We start from the raw sequence: 20,883 nt of genomic DNA on the forward strand, positions 1-20,883 counted from the left end.
TCCACGGTGAGAGCAAAATGACACTAGACCGGTAGAGAGATTGTCACCTTCAAGCCTCCAAGTTCACTTTGCTCGGCCACTATATGACCTTGATGGTTGTTTACTAAGCTACGACAAATTGCTAGCCCTAGCCCTGAGCCCCCCGTTTGACGTGAACGTGAGGCCTCTACACGATGAAGCCTGGAAAATATTTTTTCAACTTGGTCAGCATCAACCCCCGGAGAGGAGTCCTCTAAAACGATAAAGAGCAAATTTTTTCGGGTATACGCGTGTAAACGAATGACACCAGGCTGGGAAGTGTAGAAGCGACTATTGGCAAATAAGTTAGATAGCACTTGCTTAATCTTTTCTTTGTCACAATGCAGCGTCACATTTTCAATCTGAATATCGTAAGAAAAACTTAAAGACTCTTCACTCAAACTTTTCTTAAAATCATGCGCACATTGGTCAAGTAGTTTACCAATGTCGCATGGCACCATATTTAGGGTCAACGTGCCAATATCTGACTGCGCCAGCTGGTAGATATCTGTGATGAGACGATTAATTTCTGTCACTTTTTTATTGAGCATGTCATAACTGGCAGACACATCTTCTATTAAATTATGCTGCAACGCTTCAATATGCAGCTTCAGTGTTGATAAAGGCGTTCGAAGCTCATGAGAAACATCTGCCAGTAGTTGGTTTTTCTGTCTTATCACGCCTGCATACAAACGTGCTTCATATGCTGCTGTTTTATGCTTTTGCCACAAGTAGTATTTGAGTGAAATCAAAACAAAGAGAATAAAAATCCCAAAGGATAACCATCGTTGCCGTTCAACTAGGACTTGCGCAGCTTGGTCATTTTGCTGTGCAGTTTGTTTCTCAAGCTCCTCAACTTTTAGCCGCTCTTCGAGCAGTTGAACATCACGTTTATATTTCTCACTTTCCTTAATACGACTTTCATCGGTTATTGTCTGATTAAGCTCATAGGCTTTATTAAGGTGAAGGTAAGCAGATTCAAATGCATTTGTTTTAAAGTAAAGCTCGGCCAGCAATTTGTTATCTCGAACCCCATACCGTGCAGTTTCCAATTTTTGTCCTAATTCAGTCGCCTTTTTAGCGAATTCGAGGGCTTGTTGAAGATCGCCTTTATCACTATAGAGTTCAGCGTAGTCATACCATAGTCGGCTCTGTTGTAGATCAGTGGGCGATTTATCATTGGCTTGCTGCGCTAACAGCAAACTATTTTCTCGTTGCGTTTGTTGGTTAAGTGCAGCATAAATTTGTGCTTCCTGGGCATAGGAACGAGATAACGCCTGATTCGCTTGCTGCTGGATAAGCAGAGTAATCGCTAATTTTGTGAACTTTAGCGCATCATTATATTCAGCCATCTCGTAATATTGAGACGCTATACGATGATAATCAAACGCCATGTCATTAATACTATTGAGCTCGGTATCTAGTATTAACGCCTTATTAAAATACCCTAATGCGAGCTCATATTCGCCGGTTCGGTAATATACTTCACCAAGGTTAAAATAGTTACCGGCCCTATCTGATTTACTTGCGCCATGGACTTTGTATATCTCTAACACTTTTTGTTCATAGGAAAGTGCGACTGAATAATCGGTTAGCGATTCATGGAGTACACCTAAACTGCTATAAACACTTGCTAACTCCAAAATGTTTTGTGTCTTTTCAAAGAAGGCTTCTGCTACTTCGAAATGCTTTTTCGCTTCAGAGAGTCGAAACTGAAGCCGCAAATATCGGCCAAGTTCATGGTGTACCTCGCCGTATATCGCATCGTCAGAAATCACTAAAGGCATAACTTTTTGCTTGATCAACTGTTCGGCGCCTTGATAGTTGTTCCTGCTTCTTTGCAACGCAGCAGCACTACGCAATATTGCAATTTTTGTCAGTCTGTCATAGCTTTCAAGGCTTTTCTCAAAGTCATTAACAATGGTTTCTGCTTTGTCCAACTGGCCGCTACGACGATAAAGTGCCGCTTGTTTTAGACGAATCTGCACTGACGCATTTTTTGTCGCTTGTTGCAGCAACTCTTCCAAGATAGCGAAATTTTCATCTGACGCAGAATCAATTTGAGCAAGTTTAGCCTGTAAGGTATTTTCCTCCTGTTCTCCCCACTCTGATTGTGCAAACACATAAAAAGAAAAAACGCTGACAAAAACGAGGCATACGCTTCTCAGTCGCTTTCTAAATACATGATTGTTGTTAGGCTGGTGAAGTATCAGAACATTCCCCTTTTGTTTACCACTAAGACTTTATCTGGCTTAAAGGCACCATTGTGCCCAAGCTGCTCCTATTAGACCTGTCAAATGTGTGCAAAATATGGAGTTTAGGTGATAAATCGTAACAGGCTTGTTACGACTAATGTAAGGTGCACAGATGCATACCGTAAATAAAACACAAAAAAGGTCGCCTAAGCGACCTTTTTTAAACAGTTGTAGACCTAGTCTACTTAACTAAGCCTAACTAACAATGCCTACCTAACAATAGGCTGTAATATTATGCGTAAACAGGGAAACGCGAGCAGATTTCTGCTACTTCACCTTTAACACGCTCAATCACAGATTCATCACCCATGTTATCAAGAATGTCGCAGATCCAGCCAGTTAACTGTTGCGTTTCTTCAACACCAAAACCACGACGTGTGATTGCTGGCGTACCTAAACGAAGGCCTGAAGTAACAAACGGAGAGCGAGGATCGTTTGGTACAGAGTTCTTGTTTACTGTGATATGTGCACGACCTAACGCTGCATCAGCATCTTTACCTGTGATGTCTTTGTCGATTAAATCAAGTAACAACAAGTGGTTATCAGTACCGTTAGATACGACTTTGTAACCACGCTCTTGCAATACTGAAACCATCGCTTTAGCGTTGTCTAATACACGTTGCTGGTATTCTTTGAACTCTGGCTGCAATGCTTCTTTGAATGCAACTGCTTTAGCTGCAATCACGTGCATTAAAGGACCACCTTGGCCGCCTGGAAAAACTGCAGAGTTAAGTTTCTTGTAAACGTCTTCATCACCACAACCTGAGATGATAAGACCGCCACGAGGACCCGCTAGTGTTTTATGTGTCGTTGTTGTTACAACGTGCGCATGTGGAACAGGGTTAGGGTATAAACCTGCAGCAATAAGGCCCGCAACATGAGCCATATCAACCATGAAGTAAGCGCCTACTTTGTCAGCGATTTCACGCATACGTGCCCAATCAACGATGCCAGAGAACGCAGAGAAACCACCAATAATCATTTCTGGCTTGTGCTCTAACGCTAAACGCTCTACTTCTGCGTAATCAATGTCACCATTTTCGTCTAAGCCATACTGGAATGCTTCGTATGATTTACCAGAGAAGTTTACGTGAGAACCATGGGTTAAGTGACCACCATGTGCTAGGCTCATACCTAATACTTTACCACCTGGCGTAACTAACGCTTGGAATACCGCAGCATTTGCTTGTGAACCAGCATGAGGTTGAACGTTGGCGTAATCAGCACCAAATAGCTCTTTAGCACGCTCAATAGCTAGCTCTTCTGCTTTATCTACAAACTCACAACCACCATAGTAACGCTTACCAGGGTAACCTTCTGCATACTTGTTTGTTAGTTGAGAACCTTGCGCTTCAAGAACGCGCGGGCTGGTGTAGTTTTCAGATGCAATCAGCTCAATGTGAGCTTCTTGACGAGCAACTTCGTCTTGCATCGCTTGCCACAATTCTGCATCGAAATCAGCAATATTCATATCACGAGTAAGCATGTTTTATCCTCTGTGGTGATAGCGTTAATGTTTGTATTTTAAGGCGGCATATTTTGCCTGAAAACAACCGCCTTGTATATGTAAAAGCGTTCAAGTTTTCGGCAAAACAGAAATGTTATAACCACCAAAAGCTTTCAATAAAAGCTACGAATTCAGTGGTTATTAAATATAGGAAAGATAAAACCAGGTTTCAACAAATAAAATTCACAATTAACATAAAAAACCGGGAAATAAACGGATTAAAGATAATTAACCGTTTATTATTTCATTCATACTGTCTAATTCGCGTTGTCTTCTCGCCTTGAATACCAATCCACACGCTATCATGAACAGTGTAAGACTATTCATAAACACATATCCGTAAAACATGCTTTTTTCCGTTGTCTTGCCGATTTCCCAGACAAACCAATTACCTAAAGGCAATATTATATAGCAGCTATATACCCAAAGATTGGCATATTGAATAGCGCCTTTAAGCGCACTCATATTCTTGTGGAAGACTTGTTCAGGATCGCTTGCATCCATTCTCCAAGTAGCAAAACGAATGTTAAATGCCAAAATCGTATAAATAAGTGAACCTACGGCACCTACTCCAAGATAGATAGTCGTCGGTAAATTAAAGTCATCATTGTCCAGTGACCAAAAGAATGACCATGCTAGCCCAACGGTGGCAATGACATCTAAAAACAACACTAATTTGGCATAAAAGGTTCTCTTCTTCAGTTGTTTGATCAGTTTATTAGTATCTACTTTTTCATAGGGCTGCGATTGCCAATCATCAACCAAAGAATCCCACTGCTCATCTATCGGCGATTTTTCGCTCATTTGGCCTCCAAACGCTTCATGAGTGACGCTTTTGCGCGTTGTAAGCGAACGCCCACTAAGTTAGTCGTAATATTGAGTATCTCCGCCATTTCTTGATAACTCATGCCTTCAAGTGCCAAAGTAATCACTTGCTGCTGCTCTAGTTTCAGTTCTCGAATAGCAGCAGACAACCGCTGTTGCCTCTGCGCTTTGCTGAGTTGTTGATAAGGTGTTGCGTCAGACGTTGCGATATCGTGTTGCTCATCAATATCACTATCCGCTTTTACGGTACGTACCGCTTTAGCGACATGCGTGGCTAGAATATTATGGGCAATTCGGGCAACGAAGGTTTTTACACTGGCCTGCCCTTTAAATCGAGGTAGGGCTTGCCAAATATTTAACGCAATATCTTGGAATAGTTCTTCTTGAATAGCTGGTTTTGCCTCAAAACCTATGATGATATGCTTTAGCATTTTTTCATGCTCTACCATCCATTCAGTAAACTGTTGTTTATGGCTCAAAAGACCTTCCTTGTTATTATTTTTGGTCTGCCTGTTTCTCGCTAACGCGTTGAAGCGATTAACTTGTGAATCGGCGATAAACTCTAACATATGAAAAATCTCTGAGCCAAACTTGTTAACAACACATTAGCTAAGGGCCATGACGACTTTCTCAGATTGTAGTTTCTTCGCTAGCACCGACACTAATATCGCTGAGAAGACTAGAGTGACCAAGCTCGTTACGCCTAGAGCAGCCCAATTAACCGGTAAGCCTTTAAACAGGTCTTCCATGATAATCGATTGACCAGCAACAGGAATCCAATCAAGCCACAACGGTCGGTTGTCGATAAACATCAACACAAAAGGGACAAAAGCAGGCACCATTATCAACATAGTGACGGTGGACTGCGCCTCTTTAAAGCTTTTGGCTTGAAACGCTACAAACAATTGAAGTGCAGCTGCAACAATACAAATAGGTATCAATAGCAATAACAAGGTTACAAAGGTAAAGGCGTCAATACTGAACGTCATCCCAACTTTGGTTAAGTCGACAAAGCCGATGGATGCGGACGTAACAGCTAACATCAGCACTATAGAAATCACAGAGATTGAGCTTGCACACGTCAACTTGGCGAGTACTATTTTTATGGTGCTTACGGGCTGGCAAAGCAACATTTCCAGTACGTTTCGTTCACGCTCACCAGCACTTGAGTCTATCGCTACTGATAAACCAGACATAAATGCCCCCATTAGCAAGTACAAACCAAGCATTAGGCTAATCATCATAGCATTGCCACTTGGCTGTGCTCTGTCCTGTTCAACCAACTTGATAGGTTGCAAGATACGAACATCTATGCCACGCATTACCAGTCGTTTGTATCCAATGCTGCGAGCATGATCGCGCACCACATCTTTTACGCGACGAAGCGGCGCTAATGTAGCTTTGTCGCTATAATCTGCGTTCAGAACCACATTAATAACTTTTCCGGCCACCATGTCTTCGCCATATGTTTCTGGGATAGAAATAGCAATGTTGCGCTTTTCCCAAATCGGCTTAGCACTCTCGTCAGCTTCTTCCAATGGTAAAATATTGTCATCACGAAAAGCCTTCATTAATTTTGGGGCATATTGCGCGCCTTCGATAGAGGCATAAACGGCTGGCTTTTCGACCATTTCCTTAATCATGGTTTTAGACATTGCAATAATAACGATTGGTGCCAATAGCGACATACTAAATGCCACCATTAATGCGCGTTTATCGCGAAAGGCTTCTTTAAACTCTTTTGTGATAAGTGCCTTAAATTGGTTAAATCCTGAACTCATTACGCTGCCACTCCTTCGTCTGAACCAATCAACTTAACAAAAGCTTCTTCTAGCTGACTTTCGCCTGCCAACTCACAAAGCTCTGCTGGTGTTCCTTCAGCGGCTAATCTGCCATTTGCAACTATGATGACACGGTCACAAAGTGCAGCAACTTCTTGCATCACATGACTTGAAAACAAAATACAGTGACCTTGTTCCTTAAAGCGGCTTAAATAATCGCGCAGTATGCGAGTACTCATCACGTCTAAACCTCGAGTCGGCTCATCAAGCACAAAGTTGCGCGGTTTATGCACCAACGCCTGCGCCAGTGTTACCTTCATACGTTGGCCCTGAGAGAAGCCTTGCGTTTTACGGTGCGCTAATGCTTCCATCTCGAGATCTTTGATGATCTCTTCAATCGCTGCTTTTTTAGTGTCACCCGACATACCATGAATACTGGCAAAATAGTCAATCTGCTCATAGGCGGTTAAACGCTCATACAAGCCGAATTTATCCGGAAATATACCTAATTTTGAACGCGCTTCGATTGGACTTTCAACCGCACTAATTCCGTCAATTGTTGCCGTTCCTTGATCCGCTTTTAACAAACCATACAGTGTGCGTAAGCAGGTTGTCTTACCTGCACCGTTGGGCCCTAATATCCCAGTTATTTCGCCATCATTTGCTTTAAACGACAAACCATCAAGCGCTTTAACATCTTTACCAAATGTCTTGTGTAAATTGTCTACTATTATCATGTTACTAATCCCTTACATGTTGCCGTTTAAGCTGGTCATAAATGTTTCAGCTGGCAGCTCCGTTAGACAAGTGTCGTCAACGGCTTCTAAGTCTTTGTCTTCGATAAATTTGGCAACTATGCCAACACCACAGTCATTAATAGCAACAATATGAGATAACTTTTCGGCCACTATATGACGGCTATTGGGTAGCATTTCGTCTGCTATATCACCATATGCTGGTGGTGTTACCGGGTCCAAGTCACCTGATAAAATCAGCGTTGGGATATCTGCACGAACCTGTTCATACAAGGCCTCTGAAGCGCGGTATTTTGGCCAAGACGGGCAAATTAGACGTAATCCTCGATGACTGATATTTCGCGCAAACGTATTGTTGGCATCATCAATCCAATCTTTTTCTTCTATTAGAGGGAAATCTTCATTGCAGGCAATATTCATTAACACATTGACATAGACTGAACCAGGCGGTTGCAATTCATCGCTTTGCGCAAGAACGCCGACAAATGGCATATAGTTTTCTTTCGCGGCTTCGCTGATGAGCAACGGCAACATGCTGCGACCCGTTACACTGTATAGTTGCATTTGAATGGTCGACACAAACTTTTCAGAGTCAATAATCAGTTTTGTCGGTGTCGCTAAGCGGGGGTGTGGAATAGTCATTTCAACCGGTTGTTTAACTAAACGTCTAAATACCGTTTGGTAGTCCTCGTCAAGGTTCGGAAACGCCGCTTTACACGTTTCCTCTGCAAAGCAGTTTTCAATTAATTTTTGATAAGAACGTTCAGCCGTTTGGCCAAACAAGCCAATGCGAATATCCATCGGCGCAACACTGTCTAGAACAACACTGTTCAGGCTATCAGGAAACATACGCATATAATTTAGTGCTGCACGCGTGCCATAAGAGCCTCCATAGACATTTATTTGCTCATGACCAAGTGCTTCGCGAACCGCATCAAAATCTCGAATCGCATTTTCAGTATTGTATTGACTGACATCCTGCGTAAATTGACCGACGCACTCTGCGATATCATTTTTATCGATATCAAAAGTGAACGTGCCATAAACATCCGCATTTTGCATTTCTGGGATATCACACTTTAACTGTGAAGATTGTCCTGTACCGCGCTGGTCAACTAATACAATGTCTCGCGTTTTACGCACTTCATAAAAACGATTGCGCAGCATGGCCGACAGTTCAGATGCAGCCTGTCCTGGGCCACCCGCTAAGAACATTAACGGTATTTTTTTTCCAGAATCGTCAATAGCGGGAATGACTGTGAAGTTTATATCTATTTTTGTTGCGTCAGGTTTTTCATAGTTTTCTGGCACAGAAAGCGTGCCACATTTGATTTTTTCTTTTATACCGTCGACATGGCACTCGTCGAGTTTGAGTGCAGATTGGTTAGCGAAGCTAGACGCAGAAGCGCATACTAAGCCAACGCTCAATATTTTTTTCCACATGTTGTTTTCCAATTCCTTTGTGTAAAGCGTTCTCGATACTAGTACAAAGAAAATTAAATTTATTACAACAATAAAGAAAAAAATTTTAATTAGGGAAAATATAGTCCCCTGCCCCCTTACTTAAACGGCGAGATAAAGCAGTAAAATAAGGGGTAAAAACAATATATAGAAAAAGGCGATTTACCACACTTTATCACGTGCAGGTAAATAACTGTCGCGTTTCTCTATCAAATAAAATAGTGCTATAACCGCCAGTGAAGGTATCGCTGCGAATACCAGTTGAGGTAATAAAACATGAGCCGTAAACGAGGTAAAAACCAGAAATGAGATACTTGGTAATATAAGCCACAGCACATGATCGCTCACACGCGTATTGACGAATTTAGGCATAAGAACAGCAATGAGTGTGGTAAGGCAGAGTGCTAAACTCGCTGTTACAAGGTAGGGGTAGTAATTGACAATGAAATCAACATTTCGATGGAAAGAAGCAGGTACTTGAGCACTTAGCCCAAGCTCTACCAAACTAAGATAAGCATTCGTCAGTAGACAACCTATCACCAGCGACCAAAATTTCTTATTATTCTTCTGCATGTTACATCCGTTTTTATTATTTTTGTCATAAAACTTATAACGAATGTATAAAAAATGTGCAACTGGGATTTCAGTTGCACGGTTACTAAAAACTATTGCTCCGGTTTTATAGCAACTACGTCACATTTGAGTAGTTTTAGCACTTTTTCAGCAGTGTTACCCATTAACTTACCTTTAACTCCGCGGCGCCCTACTGTGCCCATCACCACAATCCCCGCTTTATTTGCAGCAGCTTGACTAGGAATTACTTTTTCTGCCTCGCCCGCTTTTAAAATGATGTTCTTTTCAGGTACACCGTATATGGAAGATATTTCAGCAACTTTATCTTTAAGGTTTCGCTCAGCAGCAATTTCTAATTCGTCTAGATACTGAAAGCCCATATCTCGCAAGAGTTTTGATGATCTAATGGTATAACAAACGAACAATTCAGCTTCTTGGCAGTCAGCTAAAGCACGTGCTTTTTCTAGTACGAGTTTATTTAACGCCTGTTTACTATCGGTTTTGGTACCTAAATCTATCGCAGCTAACACATTCGGCGTTTTTCGCCATGTCTCTGGTGCAGCAATCATTACAGGAGCAGAGCACTCTCGCATCAACTGCCAATCAAGTGGGGTGTAAAGCAACCGTTCAGTTCGGTGCCCAGTTTTTACCACCAATTTTACATCATTAGCTTGCGTATATTCTTCAACCCAATTTGGAATGTATTTCTCCCAGCACACCTCGTAACTGTAGCTCACACCGTCAAAATCGATATTGGCTAGCTGTTGCTGAGCATGTTCATCTAATCTCGTCAGCACATTTGCTTTCACCTCGTCTTCTTGCCCTGAAACATAGCGCAAGCTTTCGTAACAAAAGTACACGACATGCAGAGGTAAGCTTCTTTGTTTCGCAATAGTAAGTGCTCGCTCAATTGCTAGTGTCTGTTCCTGCTTAAGATCCGCAATGACTAAAATGTTACTCATACCTGTCTCCTTTAAATGAACTACTAGAAAGATAACCTATAATTAGTATTAACGCATTGATGTACGTCATAAATTTTTCGTTAAACACGTGAAACGCATAAAAGTAAACTAGACTAAATGTTATATGTCAGCGTACAAGGGTAGCCATTGAAAGTTATCGAAAAACAAGATTGTATCGTTGTAGCAAGCTACCCATATAAAGCGGCTTGGTTTTGTTTGTTCGTTGTTTTTGCAACGTTGTACGCCACAATGACATTGCAGACTAACACTGCTGTCGCCATTATCGGCTTTCTTGTACCCACCGTTTTTCTGGTAGCAATGGATTACAAGCTTACCTTTTTTGATAGCGAGTCTAAGCAGATATTGCTCAACCAATTTTCAATTCTAGGCAAAAAGAAATGCATGATTTCATTCGACGACATTGAAGAAGTCATAGTTGATGAAGGAAAAATTTACTACGGTAATAGCAGCGTAGTCTGCCTTAAAACACACGGCAATAATTTAGTGATAACTGCCCTGACAGATTCAAACAAAAACCAACAGTTATCACTTATTCACAAAATTACTCGCCTGTTAAAGAAGAACGAGCAAGCGTCTCGCGAATTTAAAGTCTAATTAGGCGCTAACCAGCAATGCTTCCAGTTCTTCGTCACTGGCATCTTCACGATTAGGCACTACAAGCCTTTTTGCTTGAGCAGCCGCTTTACCGAAGTTTAAATGTTTACGTGCCGCGTTAATGACAACGGAAATGACAAATCTGATGGCAAAATATTCGGCCGTCTCTGGAATATAAGGAATGTCTATCTTCTTGTTTGCCAGTTTTGACAACCGTTTGATTAGGCGTTTTGCTTCCGAATCATCGATGCCGTCTTGTAAGCTTCGAATAAGATCATAAACTTCGTTTGGTAAGTTGTCGTACAGAAAGTTATCAACCTTTAAAACCACTTTGATCAATATTTTTTCTTCTTTAGCTTCCGAAACAAGAGGCACATTGATGCGCTCATTTAGCTCTTTAGCAAGTGCCTTAATTTCCTCTTCCTTTAATTTGTGCCGCTTTAGAGGAGGCGCGAAGTATTCATCTAAAAGTAACGTAAATTGTTCAGTGGTGAGATCGTTAATTGTGTTCATCTTATGCATCCTTGAAATGTGTGCAAAAGACAAGGTCGAATCCTTCCTACCTCAAACGTCCTTGTCCCCCATCAATAGTATAGTTAATCCTTTACATTTAACCTCAGTCAGTCGGTTAAAATACGGCTAGCTAAACTATGCCAAGCAAGTTAATTGAATACATCGAAATCATGTTGAAGTGTTTCAGTATATTTACCAAGCAGAAAGAACAATAAATCAGCAATAACAACAACTTGTTACTTTTTCAACTGCTTAGACCATTAAGAAAAGCAAAATAATCCATTCCATTATGTGTCAAGACACGATAAAGTCAGGTTATCTTCTTTCCTCGTATTTTAAGGGATCGATATGGAACTCAATCAATGGGTAGATGAATTATTTGAAGTTTTCGATGAAGACAAAGACGGTGTTATCAACCGTAGTGAATTTGTCGAATTAATCGACTGTCTATTGCAAGACAAAGGCATTCGCATGTGTGAAACAATTTTTAAGCGTTTCGACACAAACCACGACAACTGCATTTCAAAAGAAGAGTTGCGCGAAATGGTGATTGAATTAGCGCTGTAGTGCTAATTCAACGTTAACTCGCAACTACTTATTCTACGTCAATTCCTTCTGGTTTTGGCGGCTTTCTTCCCGCATTATTTTCAGTCCAGATTAAGATAACCACTTAAAGACCTCCTTTAATATAATCTCAGTAACTATTCGCGATAGCGAATTCTATCAATCAGCTATGACGCCCCTGTCTATACGTATTTTTCTTTGAGAAATCACAGGCTTTTGTCTATACCTAAATTATGGTTTTAAACAAATGTTCCGATATGCCGCTGTCTTTTTTAAAGCAACAAGAAAAACCTACACTCCCCCCTTGGAAAATTGCCATCATCGATGATGAAGAAGATGTACACAGTGTAACGAAAATGGCGCTGAAACGTTTTACATTGGACGATAGAGGCCTAGAATTTCATGACGCATATTCCGCAGAAGAAGGGAAAGAATTACTGGCGAGTCAACCTGACATCGCATTAGTTTTTCTCGACGTAGTCATGGAAACGGATGATGCTGGATTAACCCTCGCAAAATGGTTGAGGCAAGATGCTGACAACCACTTCACCCGCATTGTATTAAGAACAGGCCAGCCGGGTCAGGCACCTGAAGAGCAAGTTATCGTTGACTACGATATTAATGACTATAAAGAAAAGACTGAGCTTGATCGTAAAAAATTGTTCACCACAACCTTTACCGCTTTGCGTGCTTACCGTGACATTATTCATGTGGAAGAAGCACGCCGATATCAAGAGCTTTACCGTTCAGGCTTAGAGCGGGTAATAGACTCCACCACACGTGTCCTCGAAAAGCGAACATTGAAAGAGTTCTTTAGTGGCATATTACAGCAAGTGGTCTCATTGCTCAGGATAAATGACCAAAGCATGCTAATTCAGCTAAAGGGACTCAGCGCAGTGTACTCAGAAAATGATTACGAAGTGCTTGCCGCCATTAACGAGGATAGCCCCAGTAATATTGATGAAAATATTCAGTACTATCTCAACAAAGCAATTGAAGCGAAACACAGTATTTTTGAAGATGACGTATTAGTGGGTTACTTCCCCAGTCATTCAGGGAAGATTAGCCTGCTATACCTGAAAGGTATTACAAAACTCAACGATATCGACATAAAGCTACTAGAGATATTTTCTGGCAATGTCAGCTTAGCCTTCGATAACTTATTGCTAAACCGAGAAATTATTGAAACACAAGAAGAGTTAATCTATCGGTTAGGCGATGCTGTTGAGTCTCGCTCAAAAGAAGCAGGCAATCACATTAGACGAATGTCAGAAGTAAGTTACATGCTTGCTAAAGAAATAGGCATGCCGGAAGAGGAAGCGGAATTACTTAAACAAGCCGCACCAATGCATGACATCGGTAAAATTGCGACGCCAGATGCGATTTTATTGAAGCCAGGTAAGTTAACCGAAGAAGAATGGGAAACGATGAAGGCTCATCCAAGTGTCGGCTACGACATTCTGCATGGTTCAAATCGCCCTATCCTGAGCTCAGCTGCGATTATCTCTCAACAGCACCACGAAAAGTATGACGGTTCAGGTTATCCTGATGGGAAAAAGGGTGAAGACATCCATATTTTTGCACGGATAGTCGCCGTTGCCGATGTCTTTGATGCGCTTACACACAAACGCTGTTACAAGGAAGCATGGCCCATCGACAAAGTGACTGAATTTTTAGAGGAAGCTGCTGGTACTCACTTAGATCCTATTGTGGTTAAAGCACTACTTAACAATGCAGATAAAGCAGTTAAGATTAATCAAATGTACCGCGATACCAGCGGGGAAGATGAAGAGAATTCATAACGATTAAAAAGTAGCGAAAAGAGACGCTACGCTTTTAACCGTTCAAGTAGCACAAGTGAAACTCATGCATCTTCGTCCGAAAAAATATCTTCTATTTTCAACTTGAATAGCCGGGCAGCTTTAAATGCCAATGGCAAACTCGGGTCAAACTTCCCTTTCTCTATTGCCACTATGGTTTGGCGAGATACATCCAGCTTTTTCGCTAAATCAGCTTGGGTCCAATCACGCTCAGCACGTAATACTTTTAATCGATTTTTCATGAGTAGTGCTTAGTTCCCAACAAAACCATCACAATATAACTTATCCCCATGGCAAGCATTAAATGACTAATTTCAGCGCCCGCCTCAATAACTCCCAGAGACGTTAAGGTTGAGTAAGCAATACCAAATACAAGTCCCACTCCTAAGGTTATACCCATCGCATTAAGATGAATGCGCTGCTGCAGCTCATCTAAGCCCAACAAATGTTTTTTATTCGCTAGAATCATCATAATGCCTGTACCGACATTAGCAGCCACTAAGAGATAGACTATCCACTGCTGTTCTGTACCCACATAGGGTTTGCCAAATATCGATAACGCTTGTGAAATCAGCCACAGTGAAGTCCAGATGGCAAGATTAATAGTGTTCGATTTTGTCGCTTTTTCCCGAGGCGATTGTTCCAATGCATCCGTATTCATAGATTAGTTTCCTTAACAAAAAGTAAAGTACCTTTTACTTTATAGAGTAACCTTAACTAAAAGTAAAGCTCACTTTACTTTTAGTTAAATAACATAGACACAAGTAATTGACGTTTACTCTTCAATATTTGAGGGAAACTTAATGAGATACGCAAGTCCTTTCCCTAACTCGCTTTTTGCTTCAATTCTTCCGTGTAATGCTGAAGTAACGAGGTTATAAACAAGGTGTGTGCCTAGGCCGCTACCTCCATCGCCCCGTTTAGTCGTATAAAACGGCTCGAATAATAGTGCCATGGCCTCTTTATCAATGCCCAGTCCGTCATCAGCATAACGAAGAATGATAAAATTGTTTTTCTCTTCAACAGCAATAACAATGTTGCCCTGTTCAATGCCATCAAAACCATGCTTGATAGAATTCATGAGCAAGTTACTGATAATTTGAGAAATTGCACCTGCATTAGTATTCGCGGTAATCCCATTATCACACTCTACACGTATCACATGTTTTACCCGCTTCAACGTGGGTCTTAAGCTCAACAAAATTTCGTCGATATACTGTTTGAAACAGATTTCTCGAATGCTATTTGACGACTGATCCACAGCCACCTGCTTAAAACTTTTCACCAAATCAGCTGCGCGCTGCACGTTAGTATCCAATATAGTGCTGGCTTCTTTTACTTCGTCCAAATAGCTTGTCAGTCCCTCTTCTGTCAGGCTACCGTCGGCTAGGCCTTTTTCTAAAATCTTAGTTTCTTCATGAAGGTGGCTCACGCCTGTGACACAAATACCAAGCGGTGTATTAATTTCATGCGCAATACCTGCAACTAATCCGCCTAGCGATGCCATTTTTTCTTGCTGTACGAGTTGCTGTTGCGTGCGCTTTAATTTGTCGAGTGTTTGTTGTAATTCTTTGTGTTGCTGCTCCAATACTCTGTGTTGTTTGGCGAGTTTTAATTGGGCTTCTTTGCGCTGCTGCACATTCACTGTCGCCTCAATAGCTTTGGCAACGTGATTACCCACATAACTTAATAGCTCTAAGTCTTGTTGGGTAAAAATCACTTTGTCGTCATAGCTTTGCACCACCATAATGCCATGAAGAATATTAGAAGAAATCATCGGCACGCCTAACCAACATGTGAAGTTTTGAGCGCCTTTTACTTCTCCAATTTTGCCCTGTTCAATCAGCATTGAAACGCGTTCTTGTGTCAATAATTGAGGTTCGCGAGTATTAATCACATAGGAACTAAGCCCCATGCCAATAGGTAAAATAGTGCCTTGCGCTACTTCTGTATCAATCTCGTCAATAAAGTAAGACAAACATAACTCATGCTTTTCCTCATCAAGCAAAGCAATGTAAAAGTTATTAGCAAATATCAACGTATCAATTATGTGATGCACCTGTTTGTATAAGTCGTTAAGTTCAGGTGCTTTGGCCGCAAGCGAAGCAATTTTATAAAGCGCATGTTGCAGCTTTTCTGCGTGCCTTCGTTCAGCAAGCTCCTTACTCAGTATGTCATGGGTATCGACCGTACTTGCTTGAATCGCGCTTTCCACTTGGTACTTCGCCAACGCAGAAGCAATAATAGAAGCAAACAACTTAAAGATCGCTTTATCTTCGCTGCTGTAATTAATATCGGGTTCGTAACTTTGAATAACTATTGCACCGAGACACTGTCCGTTCTGAGCGATGAGCGGGATGCCAACCCAATGATGTGACTGAGTGCCAAATCCCCATTGGTGATCATCGTCGGTATATTTAGACTCATCGCTCGCATGAATTACCAGCTTTCGTTTGTTTCCGATCACCCATGCTGTCGGCGACTGTTGCGGTGTCGCCAACGTAAACTTCCTGTCTGGTTCTATTGGCTCGTCTTTTTCATCGACGTTGTATAAATATTGAATGGTATTTTCTTGGTTGTTATAGCTAGCCAAGTAAAAGTTTCTTGCATCCATCAGCTCGCCTAACAGTTTGTGGGCGTACTCCATGTACTCGTATAGCGACGTTGCCTCAATGTAGAATTTGTCGAGCTTGATAAAGGTGTGAAATATTTGTTCTAACCGATGAATTCGTGCTTCGCTTGCTACCACATGTCACTCACTCTTTCTGCATCTTAATGTAAGCTTAGTCAATGACTTATAAAAAGCGAACTACCTGCCACTCGCTTTTCAACCACCTGAAAAGCCGATAAAAATTACCCCATAGTCTTTGTTGCAGATTGATTTACTATTCAATCGCAGCCCTTGTTCACGTTAAAAATTTGTAACTTCTGTGAATCAACGTATTTTTTTGTTCACTCAACGTGTTTTAGCCAAATCAAGGCGCCTAGGTTGATCGCCTTATCAGCATTTACTGTATATTCGTATTAACTAAATAGTATGTACTTACATCGACTGCTTAACGGCAAACCAGTTGATGAGCCCTTTACTGAGGACACTATGAAAATAATTATAATCCACGTTATTATCGCCCTAATAGCGTCATTCCCAGTGCACGCCCAAGAACGAAAACGCCCACCTGCAAACGTTATTTTGCAAAATATTTCATTCGCTCCAATAGAGGTTGCCATAGAAACTGTCGGTACCGCTGAGGCTCAAAAGTCAGTGAGCCTATTTCCTGCTGCTGCAGACCGGGTAACCAAGGTGCTATTTCGCCCCGGTGATTATGTTGAACAAGGCACGGTAATTCTCGAGCTCGATGCAAGAAGACAGGTCTCTGCGTTAAAGCGCGCAAAAATCGAACAAGCTGACAAACAACGTAACGTCGACAGATTATCCAAGAGCTTAACCAACGGAGCTGTAACAGAATCAGAGCTCGACGAGGCTAAAGCTTTACTAGACCTTGCTGATGTCGCGGTTATAGAAGCACAAGCTGACTTAGATGACAGGAAAGTAGTAGCACCGTTTAGTGGTTATTTAGGGTTAACGGATGTCGAAGTCGGTGACAGGATTAACGAATCAACGTTGGTTACCACCATTGATGATCGCGCCAAGCTATTCGTGAATTTCTCAGTACCTGAATCTGCATACAATTTAGTGAACGAACAAACCAAAGTGCAAGTACAACCTTGGAACAATCGTGACGACGTTTTTACCGCGAGTCTTTCAGAGTTAGATAGCCGAATAGATGCTGAAGACAGAACACTGCGAGTACGCGCAATACTCGACAACAGTGACGACCAATTCAGACCCGGCTTGAGCTTTAAAGTGAATTTAAGTGCCCAAGGCACTGTCTACCCAATTGTACCAGAAGCATCGCTGGCCTGGGGGGCAACTGGTTCATATATCTGGTTAGCCAAAGAGGGCAAAGCGGCAAAAATTCCCGTTGAAATCAGGCAACGTTTGCGAGGCTCGATTCTCGTTGAAGGTGATTTGCAAGATGGCGACCTACTCATTGTTGAGGGTATTCAACGCCTTCGTCAAGGCGCGCCAGTAGCACCTGCCAGTATGCTAGCGAATAAGGAATAACATGCTTAATTTATTCCAAAACAAAGACGATCTTCCGTCGTTATCTGTCAGACGCCCGATAACGATCATTGTACTGAACATACTGATTATCATCGCTGGCTTGTCCGCCATTCTTGGCTTAGAAGTGAGAGAGCTACCTGATGTGGACCGTCCTATCGTCAGTGTTCGCGCAAACTTTCCCGGAGCTGCACCAGAAACAGTTGACAATGAAGTCACACGTCGTATTGAAGGCGCTGCTGCACGGGTTAGCGGTGTAAAGTCAATTCGCGCTCAAAGTGAAGAAGGCTTTTCTCGCATTGTGGTTGAGTTTAGGCCAGGCATCAATTTAGAAGACGCTGCGAATGAAATGCGCGAGTCTATAAGCCGTGTTCAACGTCAATTGCCTGAAGAGGTTGAGCAATTAGCGATTGTCAAAGCCGACAATGATGCGCAATCCGTATTGAGTTTAGCCGTAGCCAGTGACGAGTTTGATATGGAAACCGTTGCTGAAATTGTTGAACGCGATATAGCACCATTATTCTTATCAATTCCCGGTGTTGCCGATGTTAGGTTGAACGGTGAGCGCCAACGCGTGTTGAGAGTTACTGTAGATCCAATGCGCTTAGCGAGCTACCGTTTGTCTTTCACGGATGTATCTACGGCATTGCGTTCTGCGCCATTCGATGTACCTGCTGGAAGCCTGCGCTCAACAGACCATCAAGTTATCGTCCGCGCAGACGCGACGTCAATTTCTGCTTCACAAGTTGAAAACATTATTATCAGCGGCAATACCCGTATTGGTGACGTGGCAACAGTGTACTTTGGCCCTGCCGATGCGAACAGTTTTGTGCGCCTTAATGGCAGACCGGTCATTGGCCTCGGTGTTATTAGGCAAGCAAGCGCGAATACCATAGAAATCTCAGATCAAGCCCTTGCGATGGTAGAAGAGTTAAACACGCGTTTCCCGGAACTCGATATCTACACAACATCAGATGACGCGCAGTTTATTCGAAGCTCAGTAGAGGAAGTAATCAAGTCGCTAGGTTATACCATTGCTTTAGTGGTCATCACGCTATGGATATTTTTAGGTAGCTGGCGTGCCACGCTAGTGCCAGCATTGTCTATTCCTGTCTCACTGATTGGCGTGCTTGCCATTATGTGGTCACTTGGATTCTCGATTAACATTCTTACCTTGCTTGCCTTAGTGTTGGCAACTGGACTTATCGTCGATGATGCGATTGTGGTATCCGAAAACATTCAGCGCAGAAAATCACAAGGGCTGAAATCAAAAGCGGCGGCGGTGGTTGGTTCACGCGAAGTTTTCTTTGCCGTCATTGCAACCACGGCAGTACTAGTTGCGGTGTTTGTACCAATAGCCTTTCTGCCATCGACAGCAGGAAAATTATTTCGAGAATTTGGTGGTGTATTAGCTGGTGCAGTTATTATTTCGTCTTTTGTTGCCCTAACGCTCGTCCCCGCATTAAAAGCAAAATTGCTTAGTGAAAAAGCAAAACAAGACAATGCATTCATGCAGCGCATTGGCAACAAAGTCGTCAATGGATACAGTCGTTCGTTATCCGTTTGTATTAAATACGGTTGGCTAATTTTATTGGCAAGTATATTAACCGCCGCCTATGCGACATTCTTATACGGCAAAGTTGATAAAGAACTCTTACCTTCAGAAGATCGCGGCAATATTCGAATATTTGCACGTGGACCAGATGGTGTAGGTATCTCTTTCATGGATCGTCAAGCAACGGCTATGGAAGATATATTACTGCCCTATTCCGAACAAGGTGACATTGATTCTATTAGAACCGTTGTAGGGCAGTGGGACCCTAATATTGTCTTTATGACAGTGAACTTAAAAGACTGGGCAGATCGCGAGAACAGCCAGCAAAAGATCATCAACGATATCCGCCCTAAGCTGGCTGCTATTCCTGGTGCGCCAGGTCGTGCGTTTGGCGCAAATAGTTTAAACCTGCGTGGTCAAGGTGGCGGATTAGAGTTTGCGATCACAGGAAATGATTACGAAAGTATTTTTGAAGTTACCCAAGAATTTAGCAACCTTATCGAAACCAACTATCCTGAATTTGGTCGCCCGAGAATCTCTTACCAACCTACGCAGCCACAAATGCGCGTACATATCGATCGCAATCGTGCGGAAGAGTTGGGTGTGCCATTCAGCGATATCAACCAAACCCTGCGCGCTGCCATTGGTGGTGATGACCTCACCGATTTAAATGTTGGTGACCAAGCCATTCCCATTATTTTGCAATCTTCATATAAAAATTCAGCAAATCCTTCAGATTTAACGAATCTTTATGTGTCAGCGAAAAATGGCGACCTCGTTTCCTTGTCTTCTATTGCTTACATTTCAGAGGAAGGCGTGGCCGCAGAGCTTGAACGCCACGCACAGCGCCGCGCAATTGAAGTTGATTTAGAGCTACCAGATACCCTGCCTATTGCAGAAGCAGTCACTATTTTACGGACACTTGCGAGTGAGCACTTGCCCAACGGATATGGCTTAGTGCTATTGGGTGAAGCGAAAACGTACCAAGAGACAGATCAACAAGTCACTATGACTTACTTAGTCGCGTTCCTCATAGTACTTTTGGTACTTGCCGCACAGTTTGAAAGTGCCACTAGCGCGGTGGTCGTTATGTTAACCGTACCTTTTGGTATTGCCGCTGCCATTTTCGCCGTATCAATAACAGGCACAACCATCAATATCTATTCACAAATTGGTCTTGTCATGTTGATTGGCCTATTGGCAAAGAACTCTATCTTATTGGTTGAATTTGCCGATCAACTGCGTGACCGCGGCACACCGATAAAAGAAGCTATTATTGAAGCGGGCAAAGTAAGGCTAAGACCAATTATGATGACTTTGTTGTCGACCGTTTTAGGTGGTCTTCCGCTCATTATGTCTACTGGCGCAGGTGCAGAAGCGCGCAATGCTATTGGTTGGGTTGTGTTTGGCGGGCTGGGGATTGCCGTTGTCTTCACACTATTTTTAACGCCAGTATTATATTTCTGGTTAGCGCGATTTGCTAAACCTAGAGCAGACCAAGAAAAACGTTTAGCCACAGAGTTATTAGAGGCAGAAACAAGCTCTCAATAGCCTTG

18 protein-coding genes are annotated in these 20,883 nt (G+C 42.3%); 5 read left to right on the forward strand and 13 right to left on the reverse strand.

Annotated elements, in window-relative coordinates; all coding sequences use genetic code 11:
* Window positions 1-23 precede the first annotated feature (23 nt).
* The 9 genes from ACFSJY_RS00650 to ACFSJY_RS00690 all read right to left on the reverse strand — a co-directional run bounded on the left by ACFSJY_RS00650 (window position 24) and on the right by ACFSJY_RS00690 (window position 10,137).
* On the reverse strand, window positions 24-2,141 hold the full coding sequence (locus tag ACFSJY_RS00650) for a tetratricopeptide repeat protein (protein ID WP_386030063.1): 2,118 nt from the start codon (window positions 2,139-2,141) through the stop codon (window positions 24-26).
* 364 nt (window positions 2,142-2,505) lie between these two features.
* Window positions 2,506-3,759, reverse strand: coding sequence for a serine hydroxymethyltransferase (glyA, locus tag ACFSJY_RS00655; RefSeq protein ID WP_386030065.1), 1,254 nt, complete (start codon window positions 3,757-3,759; stop codon window positions 2,506-2,508).
* 249 nt (window positions 3,760-4,008) lie between these two features.
* Window positions 4,009-4,584 (reverse strand): hypothetical protein, encoded by a 576-nt coding sequence (locus tag ACFSJY_RS00660; protein ID WP_386030067.1) that lies wholly within the window; start codon window positions 4,582-4,584, stop codon window positions 4,009-4,011.
* A complete protein-coding gene (locus ACFSJY_RS00665; protein ID WP_386030069.1) occupies window positions 4,581-5,174 on the reverse strand; it encodes an RNA polymerase sigma factor in 594 nt (197 codons plus the stop codon). The genes ACFSJY_RS00660 and ACFSJY_RS00665 overlap by 4 nt, the downstream gene beginning before the upstream one ends.
* Before the next feature lie 36 nt (window positions 5,175-5,210).
* Entirely contained in the window at window positions 5,211-6,386 is a 1,176-nt protein-coding gene (locus ACFSJY_RS00670) for an ABC transporter permease (protein ID WP_386030071.1), read from the reverse strand.
* Window positions 6,386-7,123: an ABC transporter ATP-binding protein gene (locus tag ACFSJY_RS00675; protein WP_386030073.1), complete on the reverse strand. Its 738-nt coding sequence runs from the start codon at window positions 7,121-7,123 to the stop codon at window positions 6,386-6,388. The genes ACFSJY_RS00670 and ACFSJY_RS00675 overlap by 1 nt, the downstream gene beginning before the upstream one ends.
* A 12-nt stretch (window positions 7,124-7,135) precedes the next feature.
* A complete protein-coding gene (locus ACFSJY_RS00680; protein WP_386030075.1) occupies window positions 7,136-8,584 on the reverse strand; it encodes an alpha/beta fold hydrolase in 1,449 nt (482 codons plus the stop codon).
* Window positions 8,585-8,764: 180 nt separating this feature from the next.
* The gene (locus tag ACFSJY_RS00685) at window positions 8,765-9,175 is read right to left on the reverse strand and encodes a hypothetical protein (protein ID WP_386030077.1); all 411 of its coding nucleotides are present in this window, start codon (window positions 9,173-9,175) and stop codon (window positions 8,765-8,767) included.
* A gap of 92 nt (window positions 9,176-9,267) precedes the next feature.
* Window positions 9,268-10,137 carry a universal stress protein gene (locus ACFSJY_RS00690; protein ID WP_386030079.1) on the reverse strand — a complete coding sequence of 290 codons (870 nt, stop codon included), beginning with the start codon at window positions 10,135-10,137 and terminating at the stop codon, window positions 9,268-9,270.
* A gap of 147 nt (window positions 10,138-10,284) precedes the next feature.
* On the opposite strand from ACFSJY_RS00690, the gene ACFSJY_RS00695 reads away from it, so the two are divergent.
* A complete protein-coding gene (locus ACFSJY_RS00695; RefSeq protein ID WP_386030081.1) occupies window positions 10,285-10,752 on the forward strand; it encodes a hypothetical protein in 468 nt (155 codons plus the stop codon).
* On the opposite strand, the gene ACFSJY_RS00700 is transcribed toward ACFSJY_RS00695, so the two are convergent.
* Entirely contained in the window at window positions 10,753-11,265 is a 513-nt protein-coding gene (locus ACFSJY_RS00700) for a hypothetical protein (protein WP_386030083.1), read from the reverse strand.
* Between the two features lie 348 nt (window positions 11,266-11,613).
* On the opposite strand from ACFSJY_RS00700, the gene ACFSJY_RS00705 reads away from it, so the two are divergent.
* Entirely contained in the window at window positions 11,614-11,832 is a 219-nt protein-coding gene (locus ACFSJY_RS00705) for an EF-hand domain-containing protein (protein WP_386030085.1), read from the forward strand.
* Between the two features lie 230 nt (window positions 11,833-12,062).
* A complete protein-coding gene (locus tag ACFSJY_RS00710) occupies window positions 12,063-13,631 on the forward strand; it encodes a DUF3369 domain-containing protein (protein WP_386030087.1) in 1,569 nt (522 codons plus the stop codon).
* 62 nt (window positions 13,632-13,693) lie between these two features.
* On the opposite strand, the gene ACFSJY_RS00715 is transcribed toward ACFSJY_RS00710, so the two are convergent.
* From ACFSJY_RS00715 to ACFSJY_RS00725, 3 genes are all read right to left on the reverse strand, one after another.
* Entirely contained in the window at window positions 13,694-13,891 is a 198-nt protein-coding gene (locus ACFSJY_RS00715; RefSeq protein ID WP_386030089.1) for a helix-turn-helix transcriptional regulator, read from the reverse strand.
* On the reverse strand, window positions 13,888-14,310 hold the full coding sequence (locus ACFSJY_RS00720; protein ID WP_386030091.1) for a hypothetical protein: 423 nt from the start codon (window positions 14,308-14,310) through the stop codon (window positions 13,888-13,890). Before ACFSJY_RS00720 ends, ACFSJY_RS00715 begins: the two co-directional genes overlap by 4 nt.
* 114 nt (window positions 14,311-14,424) lie before the next feature.
* A complete protein-coding gene (locus ACFSJY_RS00725) occupies window positions 14,425-16,398 on the reverse strand; it encodes a GAF domain-containing protein (RefSeq protein ID WP_386030093.1) in 1,974 nt (657 codons plus the stop codon).
* A 348-nt stretch (window positions 16,399-16,746) separates the two neighbouring features.
* Here ACFSJY_RS00725 and ACFSJY_RS00730 point away from each other — a divergent pair, with 348 nt between their 5' ends.
* Together ACFSJY_RS00730 and ACFSJY_RS00735 are read left to right on the forward strand one after the other, a co-directional pair.
* Window positions 16,747-17,775: an efflux RND transporter periplasmic adaptor subunit gene (locus tag ACFSJY_RS00730; protein ID WP_386030095.1), complete on the forward strand. Its 1,029-nt coding sequence runs from the start codon at window positions 16,747-16,749 to the stop codon at window positions 17,773-17,775.
* A 1-nt stretch (window position 17,776) separates the two neighbouring features.
* The gene (locus ACFSJY_RS00735) at window positions 17,777-20,878 is read left to right on the forward strand and encodes an efflux RND transporter permease subunit (protein ID WP_386030097.1); all 3,102 of its coding nucleotides are present in this window, start codon (window positions 17,777-17,779) and stop codon (window positions 20,876-20,878) included.
* Window positions 20,879-20,883 lie beyond the last annotated feature (5 nt).

It is taken from the genome of Thalassotalea euphylliae (assembly GCF_042682785.1).
Classification (GTDB): domain Bacteria; phylum Pseudomonadota; class Gammaproteobacteria; order Enterobacterales; family Alteromonadaceae; genus Thalassotalea_F; species Thalassotalea_F euphylliae.

Coding starts and splice junctions, on each gene's coding strand:
- ACFSJY_RS00675 (WP_386030073.1), bottom strand. CDS start 7,123: ATGATAATAGTAGACAATTTACACAAGACATTTGGTAAAGATGTTAAA.
- ACFSJY_RS00705 (WP_386030085.1), top strand. CDS start 11,614: ATGGAACTCAATCAATGGGTAGATGAATTATTTGAAGTTTTCGATGAA.
- ACFSJY_RS00665 (WP_386030069.1), bottom strand. CDS start 5,174: ATGTTAGAGTTTATCGCCGATTCACAAGTTAATCGCTTCAACGCGTTA.
- ACFSJY_RS00710 (WP_386030087.1), top strand. CDS start 12,063: ATGGTTTTAAACAAATGTTCCGATATGCCGCTGTCTTTTTTAAAGCAA.
- ACFSJY_RS00700 (WP_386030083.1), bottom strand. CDS start 11,265: ATGAACACAATTAACGATCTCACCACTGAACAATTTACGTTACTTTTA.
- ACFSJY_RS00680 (WP_386030075.1), bottom strand. CDS start 8,584: ATGTGGAAAAAAATATTGAGCGTTGGCTTAGTATGCGCTTCTGCGTCT.
- ACFSJY_RS00670 (WP_386030071.1), bottom strand. CDS start 6,386: ATGAGTTCAGGATTTAACCAATTTAAGGCACTTATCACAAAAGAGTTT.
- ACFSJY_RS00720 (WP_386030091.1), bottom strand. CDS start 14,310: ATGAATACGGATGCATTGGAACAATCGCCTCGGGAAAAAGCGACAAAA.
- glyA (WP_386030065.1), bottom strand. CDS start 3,759: ATGCTTACTCGTGATATGAATATTGCTGATTTCGATGCAGAATTGTGG.
- ACFSJY_RS00685 (WP_386030077.1), bottom strand. CDS start 9,175: ATGCAGAAGAATAATAAGAAATTTTGGTCGCTGGTGATAGGTTGTCTA.
- ACFSJY_RS00715 (WP_386030089.1), bottom strand. CDS start 13,891: ATGAAAAATCGATTAAAAGTATTACGTGCTGAGCGTGATTGGACCCAA.
- ACFSJY_RS00735 (WP_386030097.1), top strand. CDS start 17,777: ATGCTTAATTTATTCCAAAACAAAGACGATCTTCCGTCGTTATCTGTC.
- ACFSJY_RS00660 (WP_386030067.1), bottom strand. CDS start 4,584: ATGAGCGAAAAATCGCCGATAGATGAGCAGTGGGATTCTTTGGTTGAT.
- ACFSJY_RS00690 (WP_386030079.1), bottom strand. CDS start 10,137: ATGAGTAACATTTTAGTCATTGCGGATCTTAAGCAGGAACAGACACTA.
- ACFSJY_RS00730 (WP_386030095.1), top strand. CDS start 16,747: ATGAAAATAATTATAATCCACGTTATTATCGCCCTAATAGCGTCATTC.